Here is a 23,896-nt window from a genome sequence, read left to right as displayed (position 1 = left end):
CGCGGCCCGTCACCGTCCGTCGACGAGGTGCCTCTGGAGCCAGTCGGCGGCCGCGCGGCGGAACAGGCGGCGGTTGTCGGCACGCAGGAAGTCGTGCCCCTCGTTGCGCAGAGTGAGCAGTTCGGCCGGCCGGCCGCGTTCCCGCGCCGCCCGCACGAACTGCTCCGACTCCCGCGGCGGCACATTGGTGTCGTGCTCCCCGTGGACGGCCAGCACGGGAACCCGCAGCGCGTCGATCCGGGTCATGGGCGACAGCGCCCGCAGCAGTTCGCTGTCACGCTCCGGATGCCCGTACTTGTGCGCCGCTGACTGCGCGATCCACGGCTCGGTGCCCTCGAAGAAGGTCGCGAAGTCGGACATGCCGCAGACCGCCACGCCGGTGCGGAACAGCTCGGGGTGCCACACGAGGGAGGCGAACGTGAGATAGCCGCCGTAGGAGCGGCCCATCACGGCCAGCCGGGCCGGATCGGCGGGGCCCGCCAGTACGGCGTGGGCGGCGCAGTCCGCGACGTCGTCCAGTGCGGCGAACCGGCCCCGGCCCAGGTCGGCGTCCACGAACGAGCGTCCGTGTCCGGAGGATCCGCGCACATCGGGCGCGAAGATGTCGAGCCCCCGCCCGAGGATCTCGTGATACAGCGGGTTGAAGACGGGACGTTCCTGTTCCTCCGGGCCACCGTGCAGGTGGATCACACAGGGGGCGGGTTCGCCGGGGCCGCGTCCCGGAGCCCGGTAGTACCAGCCGTGCAACGCGAGGCCGTCCCGTGCGGTCACGCCCACCGGCACCGGCCGCACCGGCGGACGGCCGGGGGGCACGGCGTCCTCGTCCCGCGACGACCAGGGCGTGCGGACCAGTTCGACCCCCGAGGACAGCCACCACACGCCGGGACGGCGCTGCGACCCGGACAGGGCCAGCACCAGCCGTCCCGGGCCGGCGCCGACGATGCGGGTGACCACCTCGTGCGGCAACGACACGGGGTGGGGTGCGCCGACGGCACCCGCGGCCGCACCCGATGCGGGCAGGTCGACGATCTCCGTCTCGCTGGCGCCCCGGACGTTCCAGGCCAGTACGGCGGTGTGACCGTCGTCGGCGAAGGCCAGCAGCTCCAGCTCGCTGCTCTGTCGCTCCGCCACGACGGACCAGCCCTGAGGACGGCCCTCGTCGTCGAGCCGGGCGGCGATCAGGGCCGCGAACTCGCGATCGGCGTCGCTGCGCAGCCAGAGGGTGTCCGCCTGAGGAGAGAACCGGCCGATCCAGGGATCGCCGTCGGCCACGGGGACGACGCACGTCGTGGCGAGATCGGTCGTCCGCACCACGACCGCCTCGCGCCGTCCGCGCGGGCCGCGCCGCAGCAGCGCGAGACCGCCGTCGGGGCTGAGGTCGCACACGCGCAGCGTCGCCGCGTCCTGCTCGGTGGCCAGCAGGACGGGGGCGGCCAGGCCGTCGGGGTCGATCAGATACGCCGACAGCCCGTCGCCGGACCCGGCCGCCGGCGCGTACCCGCCGTGCCGTGGATCGTCGTACGCCGTGGGGACCCGGCCGTGGGGCGCGCCGGTGAGCAGGGCGGCGATGCCGGTGGGCGGCGGCCCGGCGGCCGCCGGGGTCTCGTCGCGGGGCGTCGGCCTCGGCTCCGTCGTGGTGAGCGGTGCCGGTCCGAGCAGGACGGCGTCGCCGCCACGGCCGGACCAGCCGGCCGGCAGGCCGCCGCCGCTGTACTCGACCGGTGCCTGGACGGCCGTGTCCAGGGGCGGGCCGGTGGGAACGGCCACCGTGACGGCGACCGCAGATCCGTCGTGCGCCCAGCACCCGAGGTAGGCCGTGGTGCCGGGTTCGGCTCCGGCCAGGATGCGGCGGTCGGTGCCGTCGGGGCGCACGCACAGCACGCGTGAGTGCTCTCCGCCGCCGGGGGCGGTGGTGTAGGCGATCCAGCGGCCGTCTGGCGACCAGGACACCTCGCGGACCGGGTCGGGGCCCGCGTCGAGGAGCCGCACGTCGCCGCCGTCGACGGGACCCGCCCACAGCTGCGGCACGCCGCCGCGGTCGCAGATGAAGGCCACCTGCGTCCCGGTGGGGTCGGCCGACGGGTACCAGCAGCCGTGCGCAGTGAGCCGCGTCGTCCCCTCGCGGGGGCCGGAGGCGTCGGTGAGGGGGACGTGGGCGGGGGCGGCATACGGGACACCGCGCCCGTCCGGATCCAGCACGGCATGTGGGAGACCATGCCCGTCCGGGTCCAGCACGGCATGCGGAAGGCGGCCGGCGCCGCCGGGGTTCTGGACGGCGTGCGGAGCCCGCCCGGGCAGGTCCGGTGTGTCCTGCGGAACGCCGGGCCCGTCCCGGTCGAGTGCGGTGCGCGGACGGCGGTCCGGCCCGGTCGCGTCCGGGGCGGGCTGCGGCAGGGGCCGCCCGGCCGGATCGGGGGCCGGCAGGGGGGAGCTGCGCCCGGTCGGGTCCGGGGTGGTGCGCGGGAGGCCGTGGCCGGTCGGGTCCGGGGTGGTGCGCGGGAGGCCGTGGCCGGCCGGGTTCGGGCTGGTGCGCGGGAGGCCGCGGCCACCCTGATCCGCCGCGGCTCCGCTCGGGCCTCGCCTCCGCAACCGGTCCGTGGGCGGCCCGGACGCCGCGCCGGTGTCGGCCCTGCCGGACCCGCCGGCCGCGCCGGTGCGCGCGGCTCCGGACCCCCTCGCCGCGCCGGTGTCGTCCGGCGCGGGCCTGCCGAGCGCCGTACCGTTGTCGTCCGGGGCAGGCCTGCCGACCGCGTCGGGGGGCCTGCCGACCGCGTCGGGCGTGCTGCGTTCGCCGGTCATATTCCGTGCGTCTGAAGCCATGTCTCCAGCAGGGCCACCTGCCACAGGGCGTTCGCCCCGCGCTTGGTCCGGTGTTCCTCGGGCGCCGCCAGCAGCTCGGCGACGTACGCGTCCTGGAACAGTCCGCGCCGCCGCGCCTCCGGAGCCTGGAGGGTCTCCCGGACGCGTTCCAGGACGGGCCCGGCCATATGGGTGATCGCCGGGACGGGGAAGTAGCCCTTGGGCCGGTCGATCACGTCGTGGGGCAGCAGTTTGCGGCCCGCTTCCTTCAGCACGCCCTTGCCGCCGTCGGCCAGTTTCAGCTCCGGCGGGCACGCGGCCGCCAGTTCCACCAGCTCGTGGTCCAGGAAGGGGACGCGGGCCTCCAGGCCCCAGTCCATGGTCATGTTGTCGACGCGTTTCACCGGATCGTCGACGAGCATCACGTGCGTGTCCAGGCGCAGCGCCGCGTCGAGCGCCGTGTCCGCCCCGGGCTGCGCCATGTGGTCCCGGACGAAGCGGCCGGAGACGTCGTCGGGCGCAAGCATGTCCGGTTGCAGGATGCGGGCGAGGTCGGCGTGGGGACGGTCGAAGTAGGTCTCCGCGTACCGGTCGGCCGCTCCGGCCCGGTCGACGGCGGCGAGCTGCGGATACCAGTGGTAACCGGCGAAGACCTCGTCCGCTCCCTGCCCGCTCTGGACGACCTTCACCTCCTTGGCCACCTGTTCGGACAGCAGGTGGAACGCGACCACGTCATGGCTGATCATCGGCTCGCTCATCGCCGCGATCGCCCCGTCGAGGGCCGTCGAGACACGCTCGGAGGGCACCCGCAGCCGGTGGTGATCGGTGGCGAACTCCCGGGCGATGAGATCGGAGTAGGGGAACTCGTCCCCGTCGGTGCCGCCCTCCGACTCGAAGCCCACGCTGAACGTCGCCAGGTCCCGCTGTCCCTCGTCGGCCAGCAGCGCGACGATCAGGCTCGAGTCCAGGCCGCCGGAGAGCAGGACGCCGACCGGCACGTCCGCGACCATCCGCCGGCGTACGGCGGTGCGCAGGGCGTCGAGTACCGCGTCCCGCCACTCGTCGGGTCCCATGTCCGCGTGTTCGGGACGGCGGGTGTACGACGGCTGCCAGTAGCGGTGATCGCGGTGGCTGCCGTCCGGCTCGACGACCCGCACGGTGGCCGGCGGCAGCTTGCGCACGCCGTTCAGCACGGTGTGGGGCGCCGCGACGGTCGCGTGCCAGCTGAGGTACTGGTGTATCGCCACGGGGTCCAGCGAGGTGTCGACGTCGCCGGCCGCCAGCAGGGCCGGGAGCGAGGAGGCGAACCGCAGGCGCCCTGGTGTCTCGGCCAGGTAGAGCGGCTTGATGCCCAGCCGGTCACGCCCGAGGATCAGCCGGCCGGTCCGGTGTTCGGCCAGCGCGAAGGCGAACATCCCGTGGAAGTGGTCGACGCAGTCGGTCCCCCACTGCCGGTACGCCTTCAGGATGACCTCGGTGTCGGAGGTCGACTCGAACCGGTGCCCGAGGGCGAGCAGTTCCTCGCGCAGCGCGCGGTAGTTGTAGATGCATCCGTTGAAGACGCCGGTGACCTGCTGTTCGGCGTCCGTCATCGGCTGTGCGCCGAGCTCGGACAGGTCGATGATCTTCAGTCGCCGGTGGGCCAGCGCCACGGGGCCGCGGGACCACACTCCCTGGCCGTCGGGGCCGCGGGCGGCGAGCTGGTCACTCATGCGCCGGACGGCCGCGAGATCGGGCCGTTCACCGTCGAAGCGTATTTCTCCGCTCAGGCCGCACATCACGCACCACCTCCCCGGCGTGCGATCAGTACCTGGGCCTGGGTGGTCGACATGTACTGCTTCACCTCACGAAAACGCGCTCCTACGGACCACCCAACACAGGGTTCCCTGGTGACCGGCGAATACGCATGGGCCGCTCTCGTGACATCGACGCCCCCAATGGAGACGCACCCGGACATCGTCGAGATGCGTCAGCGCCATGAGATGGCCGAGCGCGCTACCAGCACACCACAGGGCCAGGCCGTCGGCACGTTGGCCTTCCTGACTGGTATCTACCTGGCGGCGTCCCCGTGGATCACGGGATTCAACGGCCTGTCCACCCTGACTGTGACCCACCTGCTCGTCGGACTCGCCGGAGGCCGACAGCCGTCGCGGCAACTCGCCCGGTTCCACGACGCGCCGTCCGTCACAGCCCGGTGAACAAGGCGAGGACGCGGTCAGCGGTCGTCCGGCTGCCCTCGCCGGGCGTAGAAGCGGGCGATCGGTTCGGCGCTCAGCCCGTGGAGCACGATGCTGGCGAGGACGGTCATCACCATCCCCGGGGCGATGAAATCCGCCTGACGGGTGGGGAGCTCGACGACGGCGAGCGCCCCGAACACGATCGAGGTCACCCCGCGCGGCCCCATCCACCCGAGGAACAGCCGGTCGGCGAGCCCGATCCGCGTGCCCGTGAGGGAGAGCAGCACGGGCACCGGGCGCACCAGCACCACGGCGACGAGTCCGTAGAACACCACGGCGAGGGGAACGTCGCCCCCGAAGACCTCGTTGACGATCTGCCCGAAGATGAACCACAGCGCGAGGGTCAGCAGGGTGACCAGGTCGTCGGTCATCTCCACCGCGGTCTCCGGCAGGTGCCGCATCGCCGGTGCGAAGCTGACTCCGGCCACGAAGGAGGCCACGAAGCCGTTGCCGCCCACAGCGCCGGACAGGGTGTACGCGGCGACGGGCACGGCGAACACGCCCAGCCGCACGGCGGTCGGGCGCGTCCATCCGTGCAGCCAGGACTTGCCCAGCAGCCATCCGCTCGTCCAGCCCACGACGACGCCGGTGCCGACGGCCCACGCGGAGGCGACGACCGCCGTCAGCAGCGCGTCGACATAGTCGGAGTGCGTTCCGTGTGCCTCGACGCCCACCGTGATGCACAGCAGGAAGACCGGGGAGAGGATGCCGTCGTTGAGTCCTCCCTCCACGTTCAGCACCTCCCGCAGCCGGCCGGGGATCCGGCGGTCGCGGACCACGGACGCGGTGGGCGCGAGGTCCAGGGGTACGACGACGGTCGCCAGGACGGCGAGCAGCCACAGGGGCTGAGCGGGGAAGAACAGGTACCCGACAGCGAAGGCGGCGCCGAGGGTGAGCGGCAGCGCGATGCCCAGCAGCCGCACGTACAGGCCCCTGTCCCGTCTGATGACCGACAGCGGGACCTCTACGGCGTCGACGAACAGCAGCAGGGCGAGCACGACCTCGACGGCGTGCTCGAACGCCTTCGTGTCGAAGTCGAAGTGCAGCGGCGGATCGGACCCCGCGGTGAGTGCGACGCCGGCCCCGATCATGGCGATGGGCGCGGTGATGCTCCACCGGGAGAGCCGGTGCGCGAGCAGCGACCAGACGAACAGGATTCCCGCGATGACCGCTACGGCGAGCACGGCGCCCCGCCTTCCCAGACTGCACGCTCCGATTCCGCGCAGAGCCTAGGACACGTGATCCACTCTCCGGCTCCGCCACTTCCCGGCACGCACGGAAAACCGCCCGGGCAGTGGCGTCACACGGGACAGGAGCCGCTCGGGGTGGCTCAGGCGGTGGTGCCGGGGCCGGTGCGGGCGTCCGCGTCGAGCCGCCGGACCAGGTCGCGCAGGACGGGCCCGTACTGGGGGTGGGCCAGTGCGTGGGCCATCTGGGCGACGAGGTAGTCGGCGGGGTTCCCGGTGTCGTACCAGGTGCCCTGGATGACCTGGCCGTAGACGGCGCGACCGGCGGCGTACGCGTTGATCGCGTCGGTCAGGTAGACCTCGCCGACCGGGCGGCCGCTGTCCCGGGCCTCGTACCAGCGGCGGGTCTGCTCACGCAGTTCGTCCACGATGCCCGGGGTGATGACGTACCCGCCGATGGCCGCGAACGCGGAGGGCGCGTCGGCCGGCTCGGGCTTCTCCACCAGGCCGGTGATGCGCAGCTGGCCCTGCCCCAGGTCCTCCTTGACGATGGGCACGCCGTAGCGCCGGGAGTCGGCGGGAGCCATCGGCATGAGTGCCAGGACGGGGCAGCCGGTCTGCTCGTAGGCGCGGATCAGCTGCTGGGCGCGCGGCACCTCGGCGACGAACACGTCGTCGGGCCACAGGACGAGGGCCGGCTCGTCACCGAAGGCACGGGCGGCGTTGAGGACGGGGGTGCCGTTGCCGTACGGGCCGTACTGGTCGAGGTAGGTGATGTGGCCGTCGCGGGCCAGCTCGGCGACCTCCTCCACGGCGTCCGCGTACGCCGTCCTGCCGTCGGCCCGCAGCTGCTGCACCAAGGCCGGGTTGGGCCGGAAGTGGTCCTGGATCAGGGACTTCCCGCCGGAGACGACGATGGTGATGTCGGTGATCCCGGAGTCCACCAGCTCCCGCACCGTGTGCTCGACGACCGGCTTGTCGCCGACCGGGAGCATCTCCTTGGGGATGGCTTTGGTCAGGGGCAGCAGGCGGGAGCCGAGTCCGGCGGCGGGGATCACGGCCCTGCGGATCGTCGGGGACATCAGGTCTCTCTCGGTCGACCGGCACACCATGCCGGCCGGCACGGTACACCCCGACGCTACGCCGCCACGGCCGCAGCACCACCGAACCGACGCCGTCCGCCGGAGCTTCCCTGATGCAACGGGGCTGCCACAAGATCTCGAGCGTCCTTGACCTCGCCCCGGAGAGAAGGGCGACGCTGCCCCCCGCGGACCACCGGGCACACGAGGGGATCGGCGTCGAGAAGCCGGACCCGCACGCCTTCGCCACCGTGTGCGAACGCCTTCGGGTGCGGCCGGAGGACTGTCTCCTCATCGACGACGCCGCGGCGAACGTCCGGGCGGCCCAGGCGTTCGGAATGCAGGCCCAGCTGTTCGAGGACAACGCCGGTGCCGTCAGACGCATGGCCGCTCATCTGGGCGCTCGTACCGGGGATGTGGGGCGTCTCCCGCTCGTCTGAACTCAGAACCAGTGCAGGCAGTGTGGTGGGCGGTCGGCTTGGAAGAGGGTGTCTGCGTGGGGGGCCGCTCGCGGGTGGTGGGCCCGGATGTGGCCGGCTCGTACGAGGGTGCTCGGGGTGGTGCCGCCCAGGTAGAGGGAGCCCAAGTCGCGTATGTCCAGGGAGAGGTCGGGGTCCCGGTCCGTCGGGACGCAGTCGGCCTCGCCGTCCCGGACGGTCAGCAGATGGCGGCCGTGCTCGCCGAGGAAGGGGTCCTCGACGTCCAGGACCAGTTCACCGTCCGTGAGCCAGCCCCGCGCGGTCAGGGCGCGCGGTACGTCCAGCAGCCGCACCCAGAGCCAGTCGGTGTCGCCGCTCACCTCGCCGGCGCGGAAGTCCGCGAGCTGCCAGCGCAGGGGATGACCGGGCGGGAAGTGCTTGAACACCACCTGATCGACCAGGTCGTGACCGAGGAGGAATCCGGCCAGGGCCGTGAAGGCGGCATCGTCGCCGGCGATGGTCTCGTCGACGGTCAGGGTGCCGGGCTCGCCGAGCGCGTAGCTGGCGTAGCCGTCCGGCAGGCCGTCGGCGTCGCGGTGGACGGCGATGTAGCGCTGGGCCGGGGAGATCGGGGGCTGTCCCGCGCCCGACTTCCACCAGCGGTGCGGGCGGGACAGCGCGCCGGGCTGGGCCCGGCGGTACCGGTCGTAGACCTCTTCCAGGAGGTCGCCGCACTCGGCACGCCGTAGCACCTCGACCGAGCCGCTGCCCGCACCGTCACCCGGTGCGTCGGCCGTCCCCCGCGCCCGGGGCAGGGCGAGGGCGGCCCGGTGGCGGGGCACCGTCAGCCGCTGTGTGCAGGTCGCCGGTCCGTAGCCGAACCGGCCGTAGATGGGCGCCTCGGAGGCGAGCAGCACGGACAGGAACTCGCCGCGTTCCCGCAGCTCCGTGAGCTGATGCCGCATCATCGCGCTGAGCACGCCCCGGCGTCGGTGCGAGGGCACCACGCCGACGGCCGTCACTCCGGCGGCGGGCGCGATCGTCGGGCCGGGCAGGGTCAGCTCGAAGGAGTACGCGCCGGCGGTGCCGACGGGCCGCCCGTCCGGCGACACGGCGAGCAGGTTGCGGTCCATTTCGAGCGCCGACCACCAGACGCCCTGCCCCTCCGCCGGTGCTTCGGGGAAGCGCGCGAACGCGGTGTGGAGGGTGTCGACGAAGACGTCGAGGTCTTCATCGGTCGTCGGACGAATCTCCACCGCTGCGGCCTCCCCGGATCCCGGCACCACGGCTGCGTGGTGTCCCGCCACAGTGCAGCGCCGTCGCATGATCGGGTCAAGCGATTTACGGCCCGCCCCGTGGCAGGGCAGAGCACGGCGCTCGCCTCGCCCGCCGGTCACGGTGCGCGGTGGACGGCGTGGAAGCTCTCCAGCACCTCCAGCAGCGTGCGGGCGTCGTCGCGTCGCGTGCCCGGTGCGACGGTGGCCAGCAGGTCGCCGACCGGCACGGGCGCGCGTCCGGACAGCGCGTCGGTCAGTCGGCACAGCTCGTCGGGGTCGAGGGGGGTGCGGGTCTCGTGGCCGTTCGCCGCGCACAGGGTGCCGGCGGCACCGTCCGGGGCCCACCGGATACGCGCGTGCCGGTCGCCGCGCAGCCGGTCCGTGTCCGCCAGGGCCCGGGGAGCGGCGGCGGGCGGTACGGGTTCGAAGCCGCCCGCCGTCCAGCGGCGCAGGGAGAGCACGGTGACACGGCGGCTGATCGCGGCGGGATCGGCGAACGCGTGCAGTGCGTGCACGGCGGTGGTGAACGCCTCCGGCAGCGCAGGGGCGAGCAGGCCGCCTGGGCCGGGGCCCGGAGCGGTCAGGGCGGCGTCGGGGGTGGCGAGCAGCGTGTCCAGGCCGCCGTGTCCGGCGAGCCGGGCCGGGTCGAGGTCGGCGAGCAGGTCCTCGAGTTCGTAGCCCGTGTGGTGCTCGTCCCGGGGAACGCCGACGTTCACGCTGGTCGCGGGGGCGGCCCCGGCGCTCTCGCCGACGTGGTAGTAGTCGGCCGGCCAGTACAGCAACTCGCCGGGGCCGACGTCGGCGTACACCGAAGCAGCGGTGTGACGGGCGTAGTCGGTCTTCGTGGACACGGCCTCCTCCCACGGCCTGCGCGGCCAGAACCGCATCCGCTTGCGGCCCCGCAGACCGAACATGAAGGTGGCGAAGCGGTCCTTGTGCACGCCGACGGGACTGTGCTCGTACGTCCCGTGGAACAAGGTCGTGATCGCGCCGGTCAGCGGCAGGCCGACGGACCGCCACAGCGGGTCGAAGAAGGCACGCTCGCGGGACCACAGCGCGGAGTCGAAGGCATGGAATCCGTTGACCACCAAGGCGTGGCGACGGCCGTCCAGTCGGGCGGCGAGTCGTGCGTCGTACGCGTCGAAGGAGCCGTCCTCTCCGGCGGGCAACACCCCGCCGGGGGCGTCACGTTGGACGTCTTCGACGGTGAACTGCACATTGGGTGGCATACAGCTGTCGTCGTGCCCGGGACGACTGCCGGCCACGGCGGCGCGGAACACCTCCGACGCCTCGAAGGGCGCCGGGGTCACGGAACGGAACAGCACCGGGCGCCGGTCCCAGTACCGCTCGATGAGGGTGTCCCAGGAGAACTCCGTCTCGACCGCCAGGATCGGTTCCTCGCTCATGCCGTGTCCGTCCTCCCGACCGTGTCCACGCCCCGCAGGGCGTCCAGTTTCTCCAGCAGGGCGACGACCTGCCGCTCGCGCCCCGGCCCGGCCGCGGCGCACAGTTCCGCCACCGTGCGGGTGCCGTGCTGCCGCAGCAGGTCGAGAACCCGTTCGCCGAGCGCACCGCGCAGCGAGAAGGCATGGCCGTCGACGGCCCAGATCCACCCCTGGCCCTCGTCGAGAGGCATGCGCACGACGGGCGAGGCAGGCCGCAGCCGGTCTTCGGGAGCGAGACGGATCGGGGGCCGTGGCGCGGGGGCGGGCTCCAGGCCGGCGGCGCTGACCCGGCGCGCCCACAGGACGCGCAGGGCGACCCCGAGCCGGTCCTCGCCGGTCACCTCGCGCAAGCCGGCGCCCGTCTCGGCCAGTTCGGGCACCTCGCGGAACCCGGCGCCCGCATCGCCCAGTTGGGCTGCCTCGGGCCTCAGCGTCCGGTCATCTGCGGGCGGGTACGGCAGGTAGGGCACCTGGTCGTGGCCGCGCCGTTCGTGCAGCATCCCGGCGACGACGTCCTTGACGGCCTCGGTCAGCAGACGCGCGTCGGCCGGCACCAGCAGCCGCAACGCCAGGGTCCGCGGCCCGTACCGCAGGGCGTGCGGTCGTCCCGCCGGCCAGTGCAGCAGCTCCCCGGCCCGGGCGGTCAGCGTGGGTCCGTCCTGCTCGCGGGCCGGGACGGCGGTGACGCTTCCGTGCAGCACCCGGACGAGGCTCGCGTGCACCGGCTCCCGTCGCAGACCGTCGCCGTCCGTGATGCCCTCGCCCAGGGCGAGTTCGGTGACGACCGGCAGCACGGGATGCCCGATCCGCTCCCACAGGGGTACGACCAGGTCGCGCACCTGACTCCACAGGGCGTGGTCGAGCAGGAGGGGCTGCTCCACGGCGAGCAGCCGGCCGTTGCCGCGCAGGCGGGCGTCGAGGCGCGCCGCGTACTGCTCGGCCGTGCCGTCCCCGGGGCCGGGCAGCAGGTCGCCCGGGGCCCGGATCCGTCCGCCCTCGACGAGGAACCGCACGTCGGGCAGGGCCCGGAACCGGGTGCCGGCCCGGAACGGGTCGGCCGCCCCGACCATGACCGTGTAGGCGTGGTGGGCGTCCAGGGCCTGCGGCCCGCCCGGAGCCGGCAGCACAACGGGCGCCTGCTGCCAGTGCCGGGCGGCGAAGTCGTCCCAGGCGGCGCTCAACCGGTCGGGGACCCGTAGCGGCGGCGCAGGCGGGCGGCGTAGCGGGCGAGCGGTTCCATCCCCAGGCGGCGGCGCAGTTCGTCCACCCGGTCGGGCTGTTCGATGGGACACGGCTCCAACTCCCCTTCCCGCATGCGGAACTTGGTTCCGTAGACCTGCGGCCGGCCTTCGTGGACGCGGACCGCGTCGGTGACGTAGGCGATCTGACGTGGCGGCAGATCGTCGTCGGCGGCGGCCTGTTCGATGAGGTGCAGGCACTCGTGCTGGAAGCCGCGCGGGCCCTCGGCGTGCTGGACGAGCCGGCAGGCCGCGGCCGCGGCCGCCGGGCCGACGAGGGCACGGCCCGGCCAGCCGTGGGCCGCGACGACGTCCGCCAGCCAGCGCATGCCCGCCTCGGTCAGGGCGCGCAGCCGCTTCTCGGTCTCCTCGTCCGCGAATCCGGAGGCGACCCAGCGTTCACGCAGGGCCGCGTCCAGCCGGTCGGTGCGCAGTAGGCGGCGCCGCACCTCCGGTACCGGCGCGGGACGGACGAACGGCTCGGTACGGATCCGCACCGTGTCGCCGGCCCAGCTGTAGACGATCCTTCGCCCTGCCGCCGCCCAGGTGAAGCATGCCTCGCCGGTGTGCCGGTCGCTGATCCGCACCCGGACGCCGTCGCCGTACTGCGTGCCGGGCCCGACGGTGTCGTGGGCGTAGGCGACCGCGTCGCGCAGTGCCACACCCAGCCCCGCCAGATCACGGCCGCGCTCGTCCGCGACGGCGGCCGAAGGCGGCCAGTCGGGGTACGGGTCGCCGGGGAGGGGAAGGTGCGCCTTTTCCGTGGCGCGGAGCAAGGGGCCGCCGTGCGCGGAGCGGAAGAAGTAGGGGACGTCCCCGGCGCCGAGCTGGGCGGTCTCGGCCGGGCCGAAGCCAGGGGTGGTTGCGGAAGCGGGCCCGGTGGTTGCGGGTGCGGTCCCGGTGAGCCGGTCGGCGAGGGCCTCGGTGTAGGCGGCCGTCGGCTTGAGCAGCACCCGCACGTACGTGTCCGCCGGGGTGTCGCGGAGGACGGCGCGGATGCGGTCGTGGTGGCGCGACATCAGCGTCCACGCGTCGAACATGCCGCGCAGGAAGGAGGGCAGGTACGGCCCGTATCCGGTGCGCCCCCGGGCGTCGGAGACGACGGTGCGGGAGCCGCCGCGGGTGCACGGCCGGCGTCGCCGTACGAGCCGTAGGCCTCCGCCCGTGGTCTCGGTGAAGCAGGCCACCGGTCCGTCGACCGTGCACCAGCGGGCCCTGTCCTCCAGTCCCGGGTGGTGGTGGTCCCCCGCGGCCGTGTCGGCGACGAGCCCGGTGTCGTACAGGCGCGGCAGCGGCGTGAGGAAGATTTCCAGGTCGACGGGGTGGAACAGGGGCTCCTGGTCCTGCGGGCGAGTACCGGCCAGGAGGTTGCCCTCGCCGAGGTCGGCGATGCCGAAGCGGAACGCGGCTGCGGTGAGGGAGCCCGCCCGGTGCCAGAACCGTTCCGCCTGACGGCGGCCGAGGCGGGTGCCGTACAGCCGCCGGCCGGGCGCCGAGCGGATCACGCCCCACTGAGCGGGCGGCTCGATCCACTCCTGCCAGGTGTAGTCCCGTCCGTCCGGGCCGGTGCCCGGCGTGCAGCGCAGCACCGGCAGACGGACGGGACCCGACGTCGGCGGCAAGCCGTTGAGGAGGGCGAACACGGAGGTGTCCGGGGTGAGGAACAGGACTTCGCCGCCTGCTGGGCGTGGCTTGTAGGCGACGCTGCCGCCGCGGCTCAGGCGCACGCGCAGCACCCGGCGCCCGCCGTTGTGGGTCTCGCCGTCCTGGGCTTCGATGCCCGTCACCGGCAGCCGCAGGGAGGGCAGGTCGAACCAGGGGGTGCCGGTGTCCCGGGCGAGGCGTTGCAGGAACCGGTCCAGAAACGCCGTCCAGCGGGCACACTCCTCCCCCGCCGGGTAGGCGGCGCCCGCGGCGCAGGCGGTGAACGCCTCGCTCACCAGCGGCCCGAACAGCGCGCCGTAGGTGACGTCGAGGACGCCCGGGGCGAGCAGGCCCGCGGTGCGGACGGCGGTGCGGCGGCACCAGGCGTCGAGGGTGTCCAGCAGTGCGCCGAGCGGGGCGAAGCGGGGTGTGGCGAGCGCGGCCGCCAGCAGCTCGGCGTCCTGCTCACCGGCCGGGTAGCGGTCGTGGGCGAGCAGACCGTCCTCGACCGGCCGCAGTACCGGCGGGAACAAGCTGCCCGCGGTGCCCGCCCGCACGGCTTCGATCACCTTGCGGACGGCAGGGCTGTGCACGGGAGCACTCCCCCGGCGGGCCGGGGCGACGGACTCCCACAGCACCTCGGTCATGGCGTCCTTCCTGCGCGGTGCCGTCCCGCCGGCGGCGGGACGGCACCCGGTTACCGTGCCGTGGCGGCCTGTTCCCGGCCGCGGCCGGCGTCAGATGCAGTAGACGCGGATACAGGTGCCGGGCGTCGCTCCGGAGCGGGCCGGGATCTCCTGCTCCAGCTCGCCGATGACGAGGTCGAGCTCCTCCTCGGCGGAGGCGAGGGCTTCGGTGCGGGACTGTCCTTCGTGGGTGGTGGCCTGGTTCACGGTGGTCCTCCTGGATCGTCAAGAGACACTCGGTGATGCCGCGACAACCCGGCCGAGCTTAGGCAGCGGGAGACGAGGGAAACAGGGGCGGCGTCGATGACTTCTCGCCAATTACCGACCGTCCGGAAAGGGGTAGCCCACCTTCCGTTTACTGCGCCGCCGCGGTGCATGAGGGTCCGTGGTCCGCCTGACCCCACGGGTCGAGGGCGTGCTTGCCGCTGGTCCGGCCGGCTTCCAGTTGCCGGAGCACTGCCGGTCCCTCCGCCAGGGGATGCACCTGAGGGGAGCCCGGCGGGTACACGCCCTCGGCGATGAGCGTCTCGAGCTCCGCGAGCAGGGACCGGTAGAGCGACGGTGCCGCGGCCGCCAGCGCACCGATGTGCAGGCCCTTGATCTGGACCTGGTGGGTGAAGACCAGGTCGTGCGTGCTCAAAGTGGCGTCGCCGGAGGCGGCACCGTACACGACGACGCGTCCGCTGAAGGGTTTGGTGACCGCCAGACTGACCTCGAAGGTGGCCCGTCCCACCGACTCCAGGACCAGGTCGACCCCGCCGGTCAGGCGGGTGATCTCCGCTGCCAGATCGGGGCGGGCGCTGTCCAGGACCACGTCGGCGCCGAGCGCCTCGACGGTGTCGTGCTTGGACGGTGACGCCGTGGCGATCACGCGGGCGCCGTAGTGGCGGGCGAGGCGGACCGCGGCCTGTCCCACACCTCCGGCCGCGGCGTGGACGAGCACCGTGTCGCCTGGCTCGATCTCACCCAGGGGCTTCAGTGCCGCGAGGGCGGTGGCCCAGTTGAGCACCAGGCCGAGGGCTTCGGCGTCGCTCCAGCCGGCGGGCACGGGGAGGACACCCGCGGCCGGCATGGTCATGTATTGCGCGAAGGCGCCGGGGCCGGTGCCGACGACATGGGTGCCGGTCGGCAGGGGGCGTTCGACGCCGGGGCCGGCACCCACGATCTCGCCGGCGGCTTCGAAGCCGGCCACGTAGGGCGGCTGCGGACCGCCCGCATACGTCCCGTGGGCCTGCATGACGTCGGCGAAGTTGACCCCGGCGGCGCCGACACGGATCAGGTACTCGCCCGGCCCCGGGGTCGGGCGCGGCCGATCGGTCGTGAGGGCGGCGTCCTGCGGCCCTCGGTGGGACCGCTGGACCAGTGCGCGGATCGGCTGCCCGGCGGTGTGCGGCTGCTCGTCGATCTTCATACCGTGATCGTTGATCTTCATGCCGTGACCGTAGGAGTCTGACACTTGCGTCAAGGTCAAGCGGTTGTCAGAAGGCCGTGCTGCGGGCCTCCCGCAGGTAGGCGTCGAGTGCCGCCTGCTGTTCGCTGAGCACGGCGATGCGTGCGGCGAGCCGGTCGCGGTAGCTCTGCACCTCGCTGAGGAACTCCGCGCATTCCGCGTCCTCGCCGGCGCCCGGTTCGTCCGTGAGACGGGGCAGCAGCTCCCTGATCAACCGGATGGGCAGCCCGGACTCCAGCAGGGAGCGGATGACGAGCACCCGGTCGAGGGTGGACGGGCAGTAGTCGCGGAAGCCGTTGCCGCACCGTCCGGGGACGATCAGGCCCTCGTCCTCGTAGTGCCGCAACGATCTCGCGCTCACACCGCTGACTCTGGAGGCTTCACCGATCTTCACGCCTGCCCCCGTCGCCGCTCAGCCCGCCCACTCGCGCAGCAGGCGTTCCCGCTCCGCCCGGCCGGGCGAGCCGCCTTCCCAGGCGCGGCCCCACCGGGACATCGCCGCCAGCGTGGTGGCCATCGTCGCGGCGCCCTGGGTGAGACGGGACAGCACGGTGCGCGAGAGGTCGACCTCTGCCGGTGAGTAGCCGACGGCTGCGGCGGTGTAGGCCGTCAGTTCGTGCTCGCCGTCGGGTGACTCCACGCGCAGGCTCATCATCGGCGGGGTGTCGTCCGTGAGGGCCGGGCCTATGGGCATGGCCAGGTTCGCCACCGTGTCCACGGCGAAGCTTCTGACCGCGCCGATCTGCCGCTTCAGTGTCTTCACGGGCACGTCCGCCACGGTCAGGGCCCGCACGTCCTCCCACAGGAAGAAGCCGGACTGCCGGTCGCCGAGGGCCACCACGCCCTCCGGGGTCAGCCGCACCCCGGGCGCCAGACCGGACGGCTTCGCGCCCACGTACACATCGCCCTCGGCGATCCAGAACAGGCCCACCATGGCCATGGCTTGCTCACTTCCCCCCGACGGCGCCACGCCGTCGTACCGCACAGCAAATGATCAGGTCGTCCTCAGCAACGCGCGAACGAGCCGGGAAGTTCCCCGCTGCCGAACGAGCCGGGAAGTTTCCCCCTGCCGAACGAGCCGGGAAGTGTCCCCCTGCTGAACGAGCCGGGAAGTGCCCCCCTGCCGGGACCGGCTCACACCGGTTCGGGTTGGGGTTCGGGCTGCCGCACGGGCACGGCCACCGGCTCCCAGAGTCTGGTGGTGCGGACGTAGCCGTAGATCACCGAGGTCATCACCAGAAGGAGCAGCGGCCCGAACAGCGCCGGGTGGGCGGCCATCTGCTCGGGCAGGAAGCGGTACGCCAGCAGCAGGGCGGTGAAGACCGTGGTGCCGTAGAGGACAAGTCCGGTTCCCGGGCGGTCCCAGCCGCGGTCGAAAGCGCGCAGCCCCGCCTCGATGGTGAGCGCGAACACCACGCCGGCGACGAGGTCCACGCCGTAGTGGTAGCCGAAGCCCAGCGTGGCGCTGAGGGTGGCGATCAGCCAGAACGCTCCCGCGTAGCGCAGCAGCCGGGGGCCTTTCCGGGAATGGATGAAGATCGCGGTGGCCCATGCCGTGTGCAGGCTGGGCATGCAGTTGCGGGGGGTGAGGTCGTCGTAGGGCACCGGGTGCAGGGCGGCGATCCCCGGCGGTGTGTGGGGCCACAGGTTGGCCACCGCCCACTGCACGCCGCCGGTTCCGGAGGCGCCCGGGCCGTAGGCGAAGACCGGCCCGACCACCGGGAAGATCATGTAGACGGCCGGTCCGAGGAGGCCGATCAGCAGGAAGGTGCGCACCAGATGATGGCGGGGGAAGCGGCGCTCGCCCGCCACGTTCCGCAGCTGGTACAGCGCGACGACGATCGCGGCCACCGCCAGCTGCGCGTAGACGACGGCGAGGAGGTGGGTGCCGATGGGACCGGTGGCCTGCAGGAGCCGCCCGGCCAGCCACGACGGGTTGCCCAGTGCGTGGTCGGCGGTCGCCACGTACGGGTCGAGTACCGTCGGGTGGGCCTTCGCCGTGACCAGCAGCCAGGTGTCGCCCGTCTTGCGGCCGGCCACCAGGAGCAGGCCGAGACCGACGCCCTTCAGCAGCAGGACGCGTTCCTCACCGGTGCGGCGGGTGACGGCGATGACCGCGCAGCCCAGCATCACCCACAGCGCGCCGTTGCCGAAGGTGTGCCCGTCGGTCATCGGGACGCCGGCCGCCCATCGCACGAGCACGAAGACGACGTCGATGCCGATCGCGACGCCGGCCGCGATGAAGCGCTGCCGCCAGGTGAGCACGACCATCGTCAGCGCCAGACCGCCGTACAGCGGTCCCGGTTTCGGCGCGAGGATCATGGCGTTCAGCTGGTCGGTGATCGGCCCCGGTTGGCCGTAGTGGCGCGCGGCGATCTCCAGCGCGACAAGGAGTCCGAGAGCCGCCAGACCCGCCGCGGCCCACAGCATCACTCGCCGTTGACGCCCTGCGATCAACGGACTGCTGTCGTCTGTGCGCGGAGGATTCCGCAACTCTTTGGATATCAATCTATTTGGCCAATTTGTTCGTTATGGGTTTACTGAATGAGGGCGATGAGTTCCATCACCGCGAGCCCGGACATGGTAGGGGAGTGCCGCCGGGCGGCTTGTCTCCGGTCAGGTCTGCGGGTAGGAGCTGGTCCGGTACCGGCTGCGGAATTCGGCCAGCAGCTCGTCGGTCGCCTCGGCTCCGGCGCTGACCGCGGCGTGCACCTCGCGGAAGTAGTTCTCGTACCCGGCGGGCGTGTACAGGCACAGGGCGCGGGCGGTGACCGGGCCGGCGTTGCGGAAGCCGTGGGGGGTGCCGCGGGTCGCGGCGAGCAGGTCCCCGGGGCCGGCCGTGACCTCCCCGTCCCCGGTGTGGAGCGTCAACTCCCCTTCGAGTACGTAGAAGTACTCGTCGTGCCCGTCGTGCACATGGGGTCGGGCGCCGACCGTTCCGGGCGCGAGGCTGAACTCCTCGAAGGCGAAGTGCCCGCCCGTGTGCTCGCCCGTCAGCCGGAAGAAGTGCGCCACACCGGCGACGTCCATCAGCTCACCCTCCGTGGGGCGGCGCAGCAGCGGGCGGGCCTCGGCCCGGGAGTGATCATCTGTCATGCGGGCATTGTGGCCCAGGCCGTGTTCCTCGAAGGGATGAATCGGCGCCGAGCTGCCCTTGGCCGGGGTTCCCGGTCAGGACACTGCCCGGTAGGGGCGTCCCGCGGACAGCGGCGAGGCCGGCCGGGGGGCCGCGTCCGGTGAGGTCCCCGCGGGAGGGTGCGTGCGGCAAGGAGCGACGGTGTCCGGGGGCGGGGGGCGGGGGCGGCGTGCCCGTCGTGGCCGCGGTCCGCGACAGCCGCTGGCTGACGGCGGCCCGGCTGGCCGCGGGAGCGCGGGGCGTGGTCGTGGAGAGCGAGGCCCTCACCGCCCGGCTCATCGCCCAGGCGGCGCGCCACCCCGGGCTGTCCCTCGTCCATCGCGAACTGCTCGACTTCGCCGGGCACGAGTTCTATCTGGCCGCGCCTCTGTCGCCGTCCGGCCGGGACTTCGTTGACGCGCTGCTCTCCTACGCCGACGCCTGCGCCGTCGGGCTGGTCCGTGACGGGCGGCCATGGCTGAATCCGCCCCCACGGACGGTGCTCCGGCCGGACGACCGGCTCGTCGTCATCGCCGCGGACGACGACACCGCCGAACCCGCCGACTGCGCGCATGCGGTGGAGGAGCACGTGATGGCACGTCCCCGTCCGTGATACGGGCTGCGCGTCAACCCGGCCAAGACCTTCCGCCGCCGCTGGGCCGCGGACGACGAGGTCGTCGTCATCGTGGGCGGCCGCGACGGCGTGCCAGAGCTGCCGGAGCTGCTCGAAAGCCCCGGCCGGTCCGTTCCGCACAGCCGCGACGCCGGGCACGAACGGGCAGCGGAACGGGGCCCCGGGGAGGAGGCCGAAGCTGCCCGGGACGCCACCGACCCGCCGGCGCGGTGACCTCGGCAGGGTCCGGTGCACGCCGGGCGGCTGCGCCGGCGACATGCGCCGGGCGGCTCCGCAGGTCTCTCGCACGGGCGGGACGTCATGGCACAGTGGCCCTATGTGCGGCCGCTACGTCTCCACCCGCAGTCCGCAGGACCTGAGCCACCTCTTCGACGTCGCCGAGTGGCGCCCCGACGAGACCCTGGCGCCCAGCTGGAACGTCGCCCCGACCGACGACGTCTACGGCGTCCTGGAACGCGCTCCGCGCACCGAGGGCTCCGGCGCCCGCCCGCGCAGGGAGCTGCGGCCACTCCGCTGGGGACTCGTGCCGTCCTGGGCCAAGGACCCGTCCGTCGGTTCCCGGATGATCAACGCGCGCGTGGAGACAGTGCACGAGAAGCCCGCCTACCGCCGCGCCTTCGCCCGGCACCGCTGTCTGCTCCCCGCCGACGGCTTCTACGAGTGGACCGAGGTCGAGGACGCCGCCACCGGCAAGAAGCGCAAGCAGCCGTACTTCATCCACCCCGAAGACGGGGGGATCATGGCGCTCGCCGGCCTGTACGCGTACTGGCGCGACCCCCGGGTCGGCAACGACGACGACCCCGCCGCCTGGCTCACGACCTGCACCATCATCACCACCGAGGCCACCGACGCGGCCGGCCGGGTCCACCCCCGCATGCCGCTCGCCCTGACCCCGGACCACTACGCCGCCTGGCTCGACCCCGGTCACGACGACGCGGACGAGCTGCGCGCCCTGCTCACCCAGCCGGCCGGCGGCCACCTCGACGCCCGCCCCGTCTCCCCCGCCGTGAACAACACCCGCAACAACGGCCCGCAACTCCTGGACGAGCCCACGCCGTAAACCCCGGCCGCGAACGCCGCGGGCAGCGGGACGCCGCCGGCCCGCTGTGACGCGCGTCCGCGGGGCCGTCCCCGCCCCTGCGGAAGCAGCGGTGCGCGCGGCAGGCCGGGACTAGGGGGTGTCTCGTCGATCAGGCCGGATCAGGGAGCGGCGTCTGGTGCCGTGCATCGCAAGGCGGAGGAGGGAGTCGATGCGGAGCATTGGGGGTCCCCCCTGCTCGTAGAGCTTGGGGGAGAGTGACGACAACGCGGCGAGGTGCGGTGCCAGACGCCGCGAGCCCGGCGTGATCGGCGAGACACCCCCTAGGGTGGGCGTAGGGGCTAGCGAGGCGGGTGGGTGGATGGACTGGCGGGAGTACGCCGAGCGGATGGCTGGGCTGGCGAGGGATCTGCTGGCCCAGGACTCGGTGCAGGCGACCCTGGACCGGATCACGGCGGCGGCGGTGCAGCTCGTGGACGGCTGCGACGCGGCGGGCATCCTGGCGGTGCGCAAGGGCCGGGCGGTGACGCTGGCCGCCTGCGGCGACATGGTCGAGGAGTCCGACCGGTTGCAGGCCGAGCTGGGCGAGGGGCCCTGCTTCGATCTCGCGCGCCGCCGGGGCAGCGGGGAGCGGGTCTTCCGCATCGCGGACATGACGACGCCGTCGGCGTCCTGGCCGCGGTACTCCGAGGCGGCCCGCAAGCTCGGCATCGGCAGCATGACCGGCATCCTGCTGTACACCGACGACGAGGATTTCGGCGCGCTCAACCTGTACGCGCGCCGTCCCGGCGCTTTCACCGAGGAGTTCGAGACCGCCGGCTGGCTGCTGGCCTCCCACGCGGCCGTGGCCCTGTCCAGCAACCGCACCATCGACCAGCTGGAGCAGGCGGTGGAGACCCGCCACGCCATCGGCGAGGCCATGGGCATCCTCATGGAACGCCACCACTTGAGCGAGGAGGACGCCTTCGGCGTGCTGCGCCGCCTCTCGCAGCACCACAACGTCAAGCTCCGCGACATCGCCCAGCAGGTCCGTGCCCCGCGCCCGCCGGCCGAGTGACCCGCGTGGCGTCCGGTGCGACGCGGCGCAGGAGCGATGTGGCCCCGCGCGCGTCAGGCGGCCTTCTGTGAGGCTGCCGCGGCCGGATGCAGGTCGTCGAGGGTGAGCTGGTGGGCCGGGGGGTCCGGCAGGACGATCCGGTGGGTGGTGTGCAGGTCGGGGCCGACGTGCAACAGTTCCCCGGATTCCATCGGGCGCCAGTGAGGATTGTCGTCCATGCGCTCGCTGGCGACGACGACGGCGGGGTGGTCGGCGAGGGGTTCGGAGTGGACCCGCATGCGGCCGCCGCTGCCGCTGTGGTCGAGGTGCCTGCTGCCGTGCTCGCCGCCCGCCGGGCGCTGAAGGACGTAGAGCTCGTGGGTGTCCGGGTAGCGCAGCGCCCACAGTTCCTGCGGGGTGATGAGGATCAGGTTCATGGCGTAGACCGGCAGGTGTGCGGCGATCCAGCGGGCGGCCTCCCGGATGCCGGTGGTGACGTCACCGTCGTGGAGCCGGGTCTCGCGGGTGATCAGGGCGAAGAAGCGTTCGGAGTCGGTGTCGCCCCGGACGAGGGCCCGGTCCTCCCCCAGGTGGTCGTCGAGCTCGTCGAGGCCCTCGATGACCCCGTTGTGCGCGAGGAGCCGCCCCTCCTGCTCGAAGGGATGGGTGTTGCGGACGTCCAGGCTGCCGGTGGAGGCGAAGCGCACATGGGCGATGAAGGTCGCCGACTCCTCCTGCCGGGCCTCCCGTGCGAAGGCGCGGTCGCGGTAGGCCGCGATGGGCGCCTTGTCGACGCATGGGGTGCCGTCCGCGGCGAAGTGGCCGAGTCCGGTGCCGTCGGGGTCGTGGTGGCTCTGCCGGCTGAGGCTGTCGGGGGCGTCCAGGAGCCAGAAGGTGGCGTGCGTACGGCGTGGAGCGCTGCTGAGGCCGAACAGACGGCACACGGGAACCTCCTGCGTCGGGCCCTGCGCGGCGTGCGGGGCGGGTGAGGGTCCTCGGCCGAGTGCCCCCGCCCGCCCCGGGTACGCGTCAGGCCCAGGGGCTGGTCACGGCCCAGGTGGTGTCGTCGGCCCAGAGTGCGGCGCTGTCCCAGGTGTGGGATCCTCCGTCGCCGGCGATGTAGGCGGCGTGGTCGTAGTGGCGCACGAAGTCGCCGGGGTAGTTGGCGGACCGCAGCGAGATGCCCTGCCCGGTGTGACCGGCCTGCGGGCAGAAGGTGGCGTCCTGCCGGGACACCGCACTGTTGTCGATGGAGTCGAGGCGCAGCCGGAAGTCGTAGTGGCGCAGGTACTGGCCCGGCTTGTCGGCGGACTCGAAGGAGACGCAGGAGGCGTCGCCCAGGCCGGCGCGCACGATCCAGGTGGCGGCGCCCTTGTCGGCGGAGGAACTGGCCGCGGAGACGGGCGAGATGGCCGCGTTGCTGTCGGCCGTGTCGTGCCGGAGGTACTCACCGGTGCAGCAGGACGTGGTGGCGCGCAGCGAGACCCTGGCGCCCGGCGTGAGTCCGCCGACCGGGGCGGGCGCCGTGTAACCGACCGCGTTGATGTTGGCCTGCACCGCGTTCTCGGTGGCGTCCGAGGGGTAGCCGGACGTCATCACACCTTCGTAGAAGGTGCCGGCGGAGCCGTTGCTGTTGTCGCCGCCGATGCCGAGGATGATGGCGCCTTCCTTCTTCATCGGGTCGTAGCCGGAGGCGTTGGGGCGTGGCCCGCTGTAGTAGGTGGACAGTCCTCCTGACTGGGCGTTGCCGGCCCGGATCGCCCACCGGCCAGGACCGCCCTTGACGATCGCGGTCAGGAACGGGTGACTGACGCTCGGATCGTTCGCGTTGTAGCCCGGGTTGACGCCCGAGAACAGGCCGTTCTCCAGGTCGGCCATGACCCACGGCCCGTTGCCGGTGCCGTAGCCCCAGACCTTGATGTCGCCGAAGTAGATGGCCTCCATCGTGCCGTTGCCGTTGTCCCGGCTGTTGGTCTCGGCGTTGCCGTAGTCGAAGCAGCAACCGCCGTTGCGGTGGCTGCCGTCGAGGATCGCGTACATGCCTTCGGGCTGGTCCCCGGTCGCGATGCCGCTCGTGTGGTTGTTGCGGTAGCCGGTGCCGGGGGCGATGAACACTCCGTACGCCTTGTGGCCGCCGGCGGTGACCGGTGCGGCGGATGCCTCGGCGAGGTTGTCGTATCCGCCGGCGGCGGGGCCGGAGAACCCTCCGGGCGGTGCCTGGGTCAGGTGGTTGCCCCGGCCGGACTGGTCGTAGATGACGGTGATGAGGCAGCTCGTGCCCGCGCAGAAGGAGTCCTGCGCGGCGGCGTCGGCGTAGCCGCCCGCGCCGAGCGCGGCGATGTCCCGGGTGGCGCCGTCCGAGGCGCGTTTGACCTGGTAGAGGCGGCCACTGTAGGCGGAGTACAGCGCGCGGGTCGTGCTGTGCGCGGCGACGCAGGGGGTGCCCCCGGAGGCGTACAGGTCGCAGGGGAGAGTGCCCGCGGCCGCGGCTTGCGGGTCGGCGGCGGCCGGGCCGCCGAGCAGGGCGGCGGCCAGGGCCAGCGCGAGCGCCGGCAGGGCGAGCGGCGCTCGCCTCAGACGGCTGAGGAGGGAGGACATGCACGGTCTCCTG

Annotated in this window: 20 protein-coding genes and 1 pseudogene; 5 read left to right on the top strand and 16 right to left on the bottom strand. The window is 73.1% G+C overall.

Annotation, left to right across the window (positions count from 1 at the left end; genetic code table 11):
* Window positions 1-9: 9 nt before the first annotated feature.
* Entirely contained in the window at window positions 10-2,799 is a 2,790-nt protein-coding gene (locus tag ACZ64A_RS07190) for a S9 family peptidase (RefSeq protein WP_469808753.1), read from the bottom strand.
* Window positions 2,796-4,577: an N-acetylglutaminylglutamine amidotransferase gene (locus ACZ64A_RS07185; protein WP_469808752.1), complete on the bottom strand. Its 1,782-nt coding sequence runs from the start codon at window positions 4,575-4,577 to the stop codon at window positions 2,796-2,798. Before ACZ64A_RS07185 ends, ACZ64A_RS07190 begins: the two co-directional genes overlap by 4 nt.
* A 159-nt stretch (window positions 4,578-4,736) precedes the next feature.
* On the opposite strand from ACZ64A_RS07185, the pseudogene ACZ64A_RS07180 reads away from it, so the two are divergent.
* Window positions 4,737-4,931: pseudogene (locus ACZ64A_RS07180) on the top strand (SPW repeat protein); the annotation flags it as partial.
* 83 nt (window positions 4,932-5,014) lie between these two features.
* On the opposite strand, the gene ACZ64A_RS07175 reads toward ACZ64A_RS07180, so the two are convergent.
* On the bottom strand, window positions 5,015-6,220 hold the full coding sequence (locus ACZ64A_RS07175) for a cation:proton antiporter (protein ID WP_469808751.1): 1,206 nt from the start codon (window positions 6,218-6,220) through the stop codon (window positions 5,015-5,017).
* A gap of 146 nt (window positions 6,221-6,366) precedes the next feature.
* Window positions 6,367-7,305: a UTP--glucose-1-phosphate uridylyltransferase gene (locus ACZ64A_RS07170; protein WP_469808750.1), complete on the bottom strand. Its 939-nt coding sequence runs from the start codon at window positions 7,303-7,305 to the stop codon at window positions 6,367-6,369.
* A 113-nt stretch (window positions 7,306-7,418) separates the two neighbouring features.
* On the opposite strand from ACZ64A_RS07170, the gene ACZ64A_RS07165 reads away from it, so the two are divergent.
* On the top strand, window positions 7,419-7,742 hold the full coding sequence (locus ACZ64A_RS07165; RefSeq protein ID WP_469808748.1) for an HAD-IA family hydrolase: 324 nt from the start codon (window positions 7,419-7,421) through the stop codon (window positions 7,740-7,742).
* A 2-nt stretch (window positions 7,743-7,744) separates the two neighbouring features.
* Here ACZ64A_RS07165 and ACZ64A_RS07160 read toward each other — a convergent pair whose 3' ends face one another.
* The 10 genes from ACZ64A_RS07160 to ACZ64A_RS07115 all read right to left on the bottom strand — a co-directional run bounded on the left by ACZ64A_RS07160 (window position 7,745) and on the right by ACZ64A_RS07115 (window position 18,557).
* Entirely contained in the window at window positions 7,745-8,977 is a 1,233-nt protein-coding gene (locus ACZ64A_RS07160) for a GNAT family N-acetyltransferase (RefSeq protein WP_469808747.1), read from the bottom strand.
* Between the two features lie 137 nt (window positions 8,978-9,114).
* Window positions 9,115-10,404 (bottom strand): JmjC domain-containing protein, encoded by a 1,290-nt coding sequence (locus ACZ64A_RS07155; RefSeq protein WP_469808746.1) that lies wholly within the window; start codon window positions 10,402-10,404, stop codon window positions 9,115-9,117.
* Complete coding sequence (locus ACZ64A_RS07150) at window positions 10,401-11,624, bottom strand: hypothetical protein (RefSeq protein ID WP_469808745.1); 1,224 nt, start codon at window positions 11,622-11,624, stop codon at window positions 10,401-10,403. The genes ACZ64A_RS07155 and ACZ64A_RS07150 overlap by 4 nt, the downstream gene beginning before the upstream one ends.
* Window positions 11,621-13,972, bottom strand: coding sequence for a DUF4135 domain-containing protein (locus ACZ64A_RS07145; RefSeq protein ID WP_469808744.1), 2,352 nt, complete (start codon window positions 13,970-13,972; stop codon window positions 11,621-11,623). The genes ACZ64A_RS07150 and ACZ64A_RS07145 overlap by 4 nt, the downstream gene beginning before the upstream one ends.
* A gap of 90 nt (window positions 13,973-14,062) precedes the next feature.
* Entirely contained in the window at window positions 14,063-14,218 is a 156-nt protein-coding gene (locus ACZ64A_RS07140; protein ID WP_361624005.1) for a hypothetical protein, read from the bottom strand.
* A gap of 148 nt (window positions 14,219-14,366) precedes the next feature.
* Entirely contained in the window at window positions 14,367-15,443 is a 1,077-nt protein-coding gene (locus tag ACZ64A_RS07135; RefSeq protein WP_469808743.1) for an NADPH:quinone oxidoreductase family protein, read from the bottom strand.
* A gap of 46 nt (window positions 15,444-15,489) precedes the next feature.
* The gene (locus ACZ64A_RS07130) at window positions 15,490-15,855 is read right to left on the bottom strand and encodes a MerR family transcriptional regulator (protein WP_469808742.1); all 366 of its coding nucleotides are present in this window, start codon (window positions 15,853-15,855) and stop codon (window positions 15,490-15,492) included.
* Window positions 15,856-15,873: 18 nt separating this feature from the next.
* Window positions 15,874-16,401, bottom strand: a complete 528-nt coding sequence (locus ACZ64A_RS07125; RefSeq protein ID WP_469808741.1) for a hypothetical protein — start codon at window positions 16,399-16,401, stop codon at window positions 15,874-15,876.
* A 194-nt stretch (window positions 16,402-16,595) separates the two neighbouring features.
* Entirely contained in the window at window positions 16,596-17,891 is a 1,296-nt protein-coding gene (locus ACZ64A_RS07120) for a phosphatase PAP2 family protein (protein ID WP_469808740.1), read from the bottom strand.
* Between the two features lie 186 nt (window positions 17,892-18,077).
* Complete coding sequence (locus ACZ64A_RS07115; RefSeq protein WP_469808739.1) at window positions 18,078-18,557, bottom strand: cupin domain-containing protein; 480 nt, start codon at window positions 18,555-18,557, stop codon at window positions 18,078-18,080.
* Window positions 18,558-18,766: 209 nt separating this feature from the next.
* Between ACZ64A_RS07115 and ACZ64A_RS07110 the strand changes: the two genes are divergently transcribed.
* The 3 genes from ACZ64A_RS07110 (at window position 18,767) to ACZ64A_RS07100 (ending at window position 21,306) form a co-directional block, all read left to right on the top strand.
* A complete protein-coding gene (locus ACZ64A_RS07110; RefSeq protein ID WP_469808738.1) occupies window positions 18,767-19,189 on the top strand; it encodes a CASTOR/POLLUX-related putative ion channel in 423 nt (140 codons plus the stop codon).
* 337 nt (window positions 19,190-19,526) lie between these two features.
* Window positions 19,527-20,270, top strand: a complete 744-nt coding sequence (locus tag ACZ64A_RS07105; RefSeq protein WP_469808737.1) for an SOS response-associated peptidase — start codon at window positions 19,527-19,529, stop codon at window positions 20,268-20,270.
* A 340-nt stretch (window positions 20,271-20,610) separates the two neighbouring features.
* Window positions 20,611-21,306 carry a GAF and ANTAR domain-containing protein gene (locus tag ACZ64A_RS07100; protein WP_469808736.1) on the top strand — a complete coding sequence of 232 codons (696 nt, stop codon included), beginning with the start codon at window positions 20,611-20,613 and terminating at the stop codon, window positions 21,304-21,306.
* 53 nt (window positions 21,307-21,359) lie between these two features.
* Here ACZ64A_RS07100 and ACZ64A_RS07095 read toward each other — a convergent pair whose 3' ends face one another.
* Together ACZ64A_RS07095 and ACZ64A_RS07090 are read right to left on the bottom strand one after the other, a co-directional pair.
* Window positions 21,360-22,229 (bottom strand): class II glutamine amidotransferase, encoded by an 870-nt coding sequence (locus ACZ64A_RS07095; RefSeq protein ID WP_469808735.1) that lies wholly within the window; start codon window positions 22,227-22,229, stop codon window positions 21,360-21,362.
* 85 nt (window positions 22,230-22,314) lie between these two features.
* Complete coding sequence (locus ACZ64A_RS07090) at window positions 22,315-23,883, bottom strand: alpha-L-arabinofuranosidase B (RefSeq protein ID WP_469808734.1); 1,569 nt, start codon at window positions 23,881-23,883, stop codon at window positions 22,315-22,317.
* Between the last annotated feature and the right edge of the window lie 13 nt (window positions 23,884-23,896).

Source organism: Streptomyces sp. NPDC104814 (genome assembly GCF_055583185.1).
The sequence above is the reverse complement of the archived record's forward strand: the minus strand, read 5'-3'. Positions and strand labels throughout refer to the sequence as shown.

Bases quoted from the DNA above. Each gene is read 5' to 3' on its own strand.
- ACZ64A_RS07165 (WP_469808748.1), top strand. From the start codon at position 7,419: ATGCAACGGGGCTGCCACAAGATCTCGAGCGTCCTTGACCTCGCCCCG.
- ACZ64A_RS07155 (WP_469808746.1), bottom strand. From the start codon at position 10,404: ATGAGCGAGGAACCGATCCTGGCGGTCGAGACGGAGTTCTCCTGGGAC.
- ACZ64A_RS07090 (WP_469808734.1), bottom strand. From the start codon at position 23,883: ATGTCCTCCCTCCTCAGCCGTCTGAGGCGAGCGCCGCTCGCCCTGCCG.
- ACZ64A_RS07190 (WP_469808753.1), bottom strand. From the start codon at position 2,799: ATGACCGGCGAACGCAGCACGCCCGACGCGGTCGGCAGGCCCCCCGAC.
- ACZ64A_RS07120 (WP_469808740.1), bottom strand. From the start codon at position 17,891: ATGCTGTGGGCCGCGGCGGGTCTGGCGGCTCTCGGACTCCTTGTCGCG.
- ACZ64A_RS07145 (WP_469808744.1), bottom strand. From the start codon at position 13,972: ATGACCGAGGTGCTGTGGGAGTCCGTCGCCCCGGCCCGCCGGGGGAGT.
- ACZ64A_RS07105 (WP_469808737.1), top strand. From the start codon at position 19,527: ATGTGCGGCCGCTACGTCTCCACCCGCAGTCCGCAGGACCTGAGCCAC.
- ACZ64A_RS07115 (WP_469808739.1), bottom strand. From the start codon at position 18,557: ATGACAGATGATCACTCCCGGGCCGAGGCCCGCCCGCTGCTGCGCCGC.
- ACZ64A_RS07125 (WP_469808741.1), bottom strand. From the start codon at position 16,401: ATGGCCATGGTGGGCCTGTTCTGGATCGCCGAGGGCGATGTGTACGTG.
- ACZ64A_RS07135 (WP_469808743.1), bottom strand. From the start codon at position 15,443: ATGAAGATCAACGATCACGGTATGAAGATCGACGAGCAGCCGCACACC.
- ACZ64A_RS07100 (WP_469808736.1), top strand. From the start codon at position 20,611: ATGGACTGGCGGGAGTACGCCGAGCGGATGGCTGGGCTGGCGAGGGAT.
- ACZ64A_RS07170 (WP_469808750.1), bottom strand. From the start codon at position 7,305: ATGTCCCCGACGATCCGCAGGGCCGTGATCCCCGCCGCCGGACTCGGC.
- ACZ64A_RS07185 (WP_469808752.1), bottom strand. From the start codon at position 4,577: ATGTGCGGCCTGAGCGGAGAAATACGCTTCGACGGTGAACGGCCCGAT.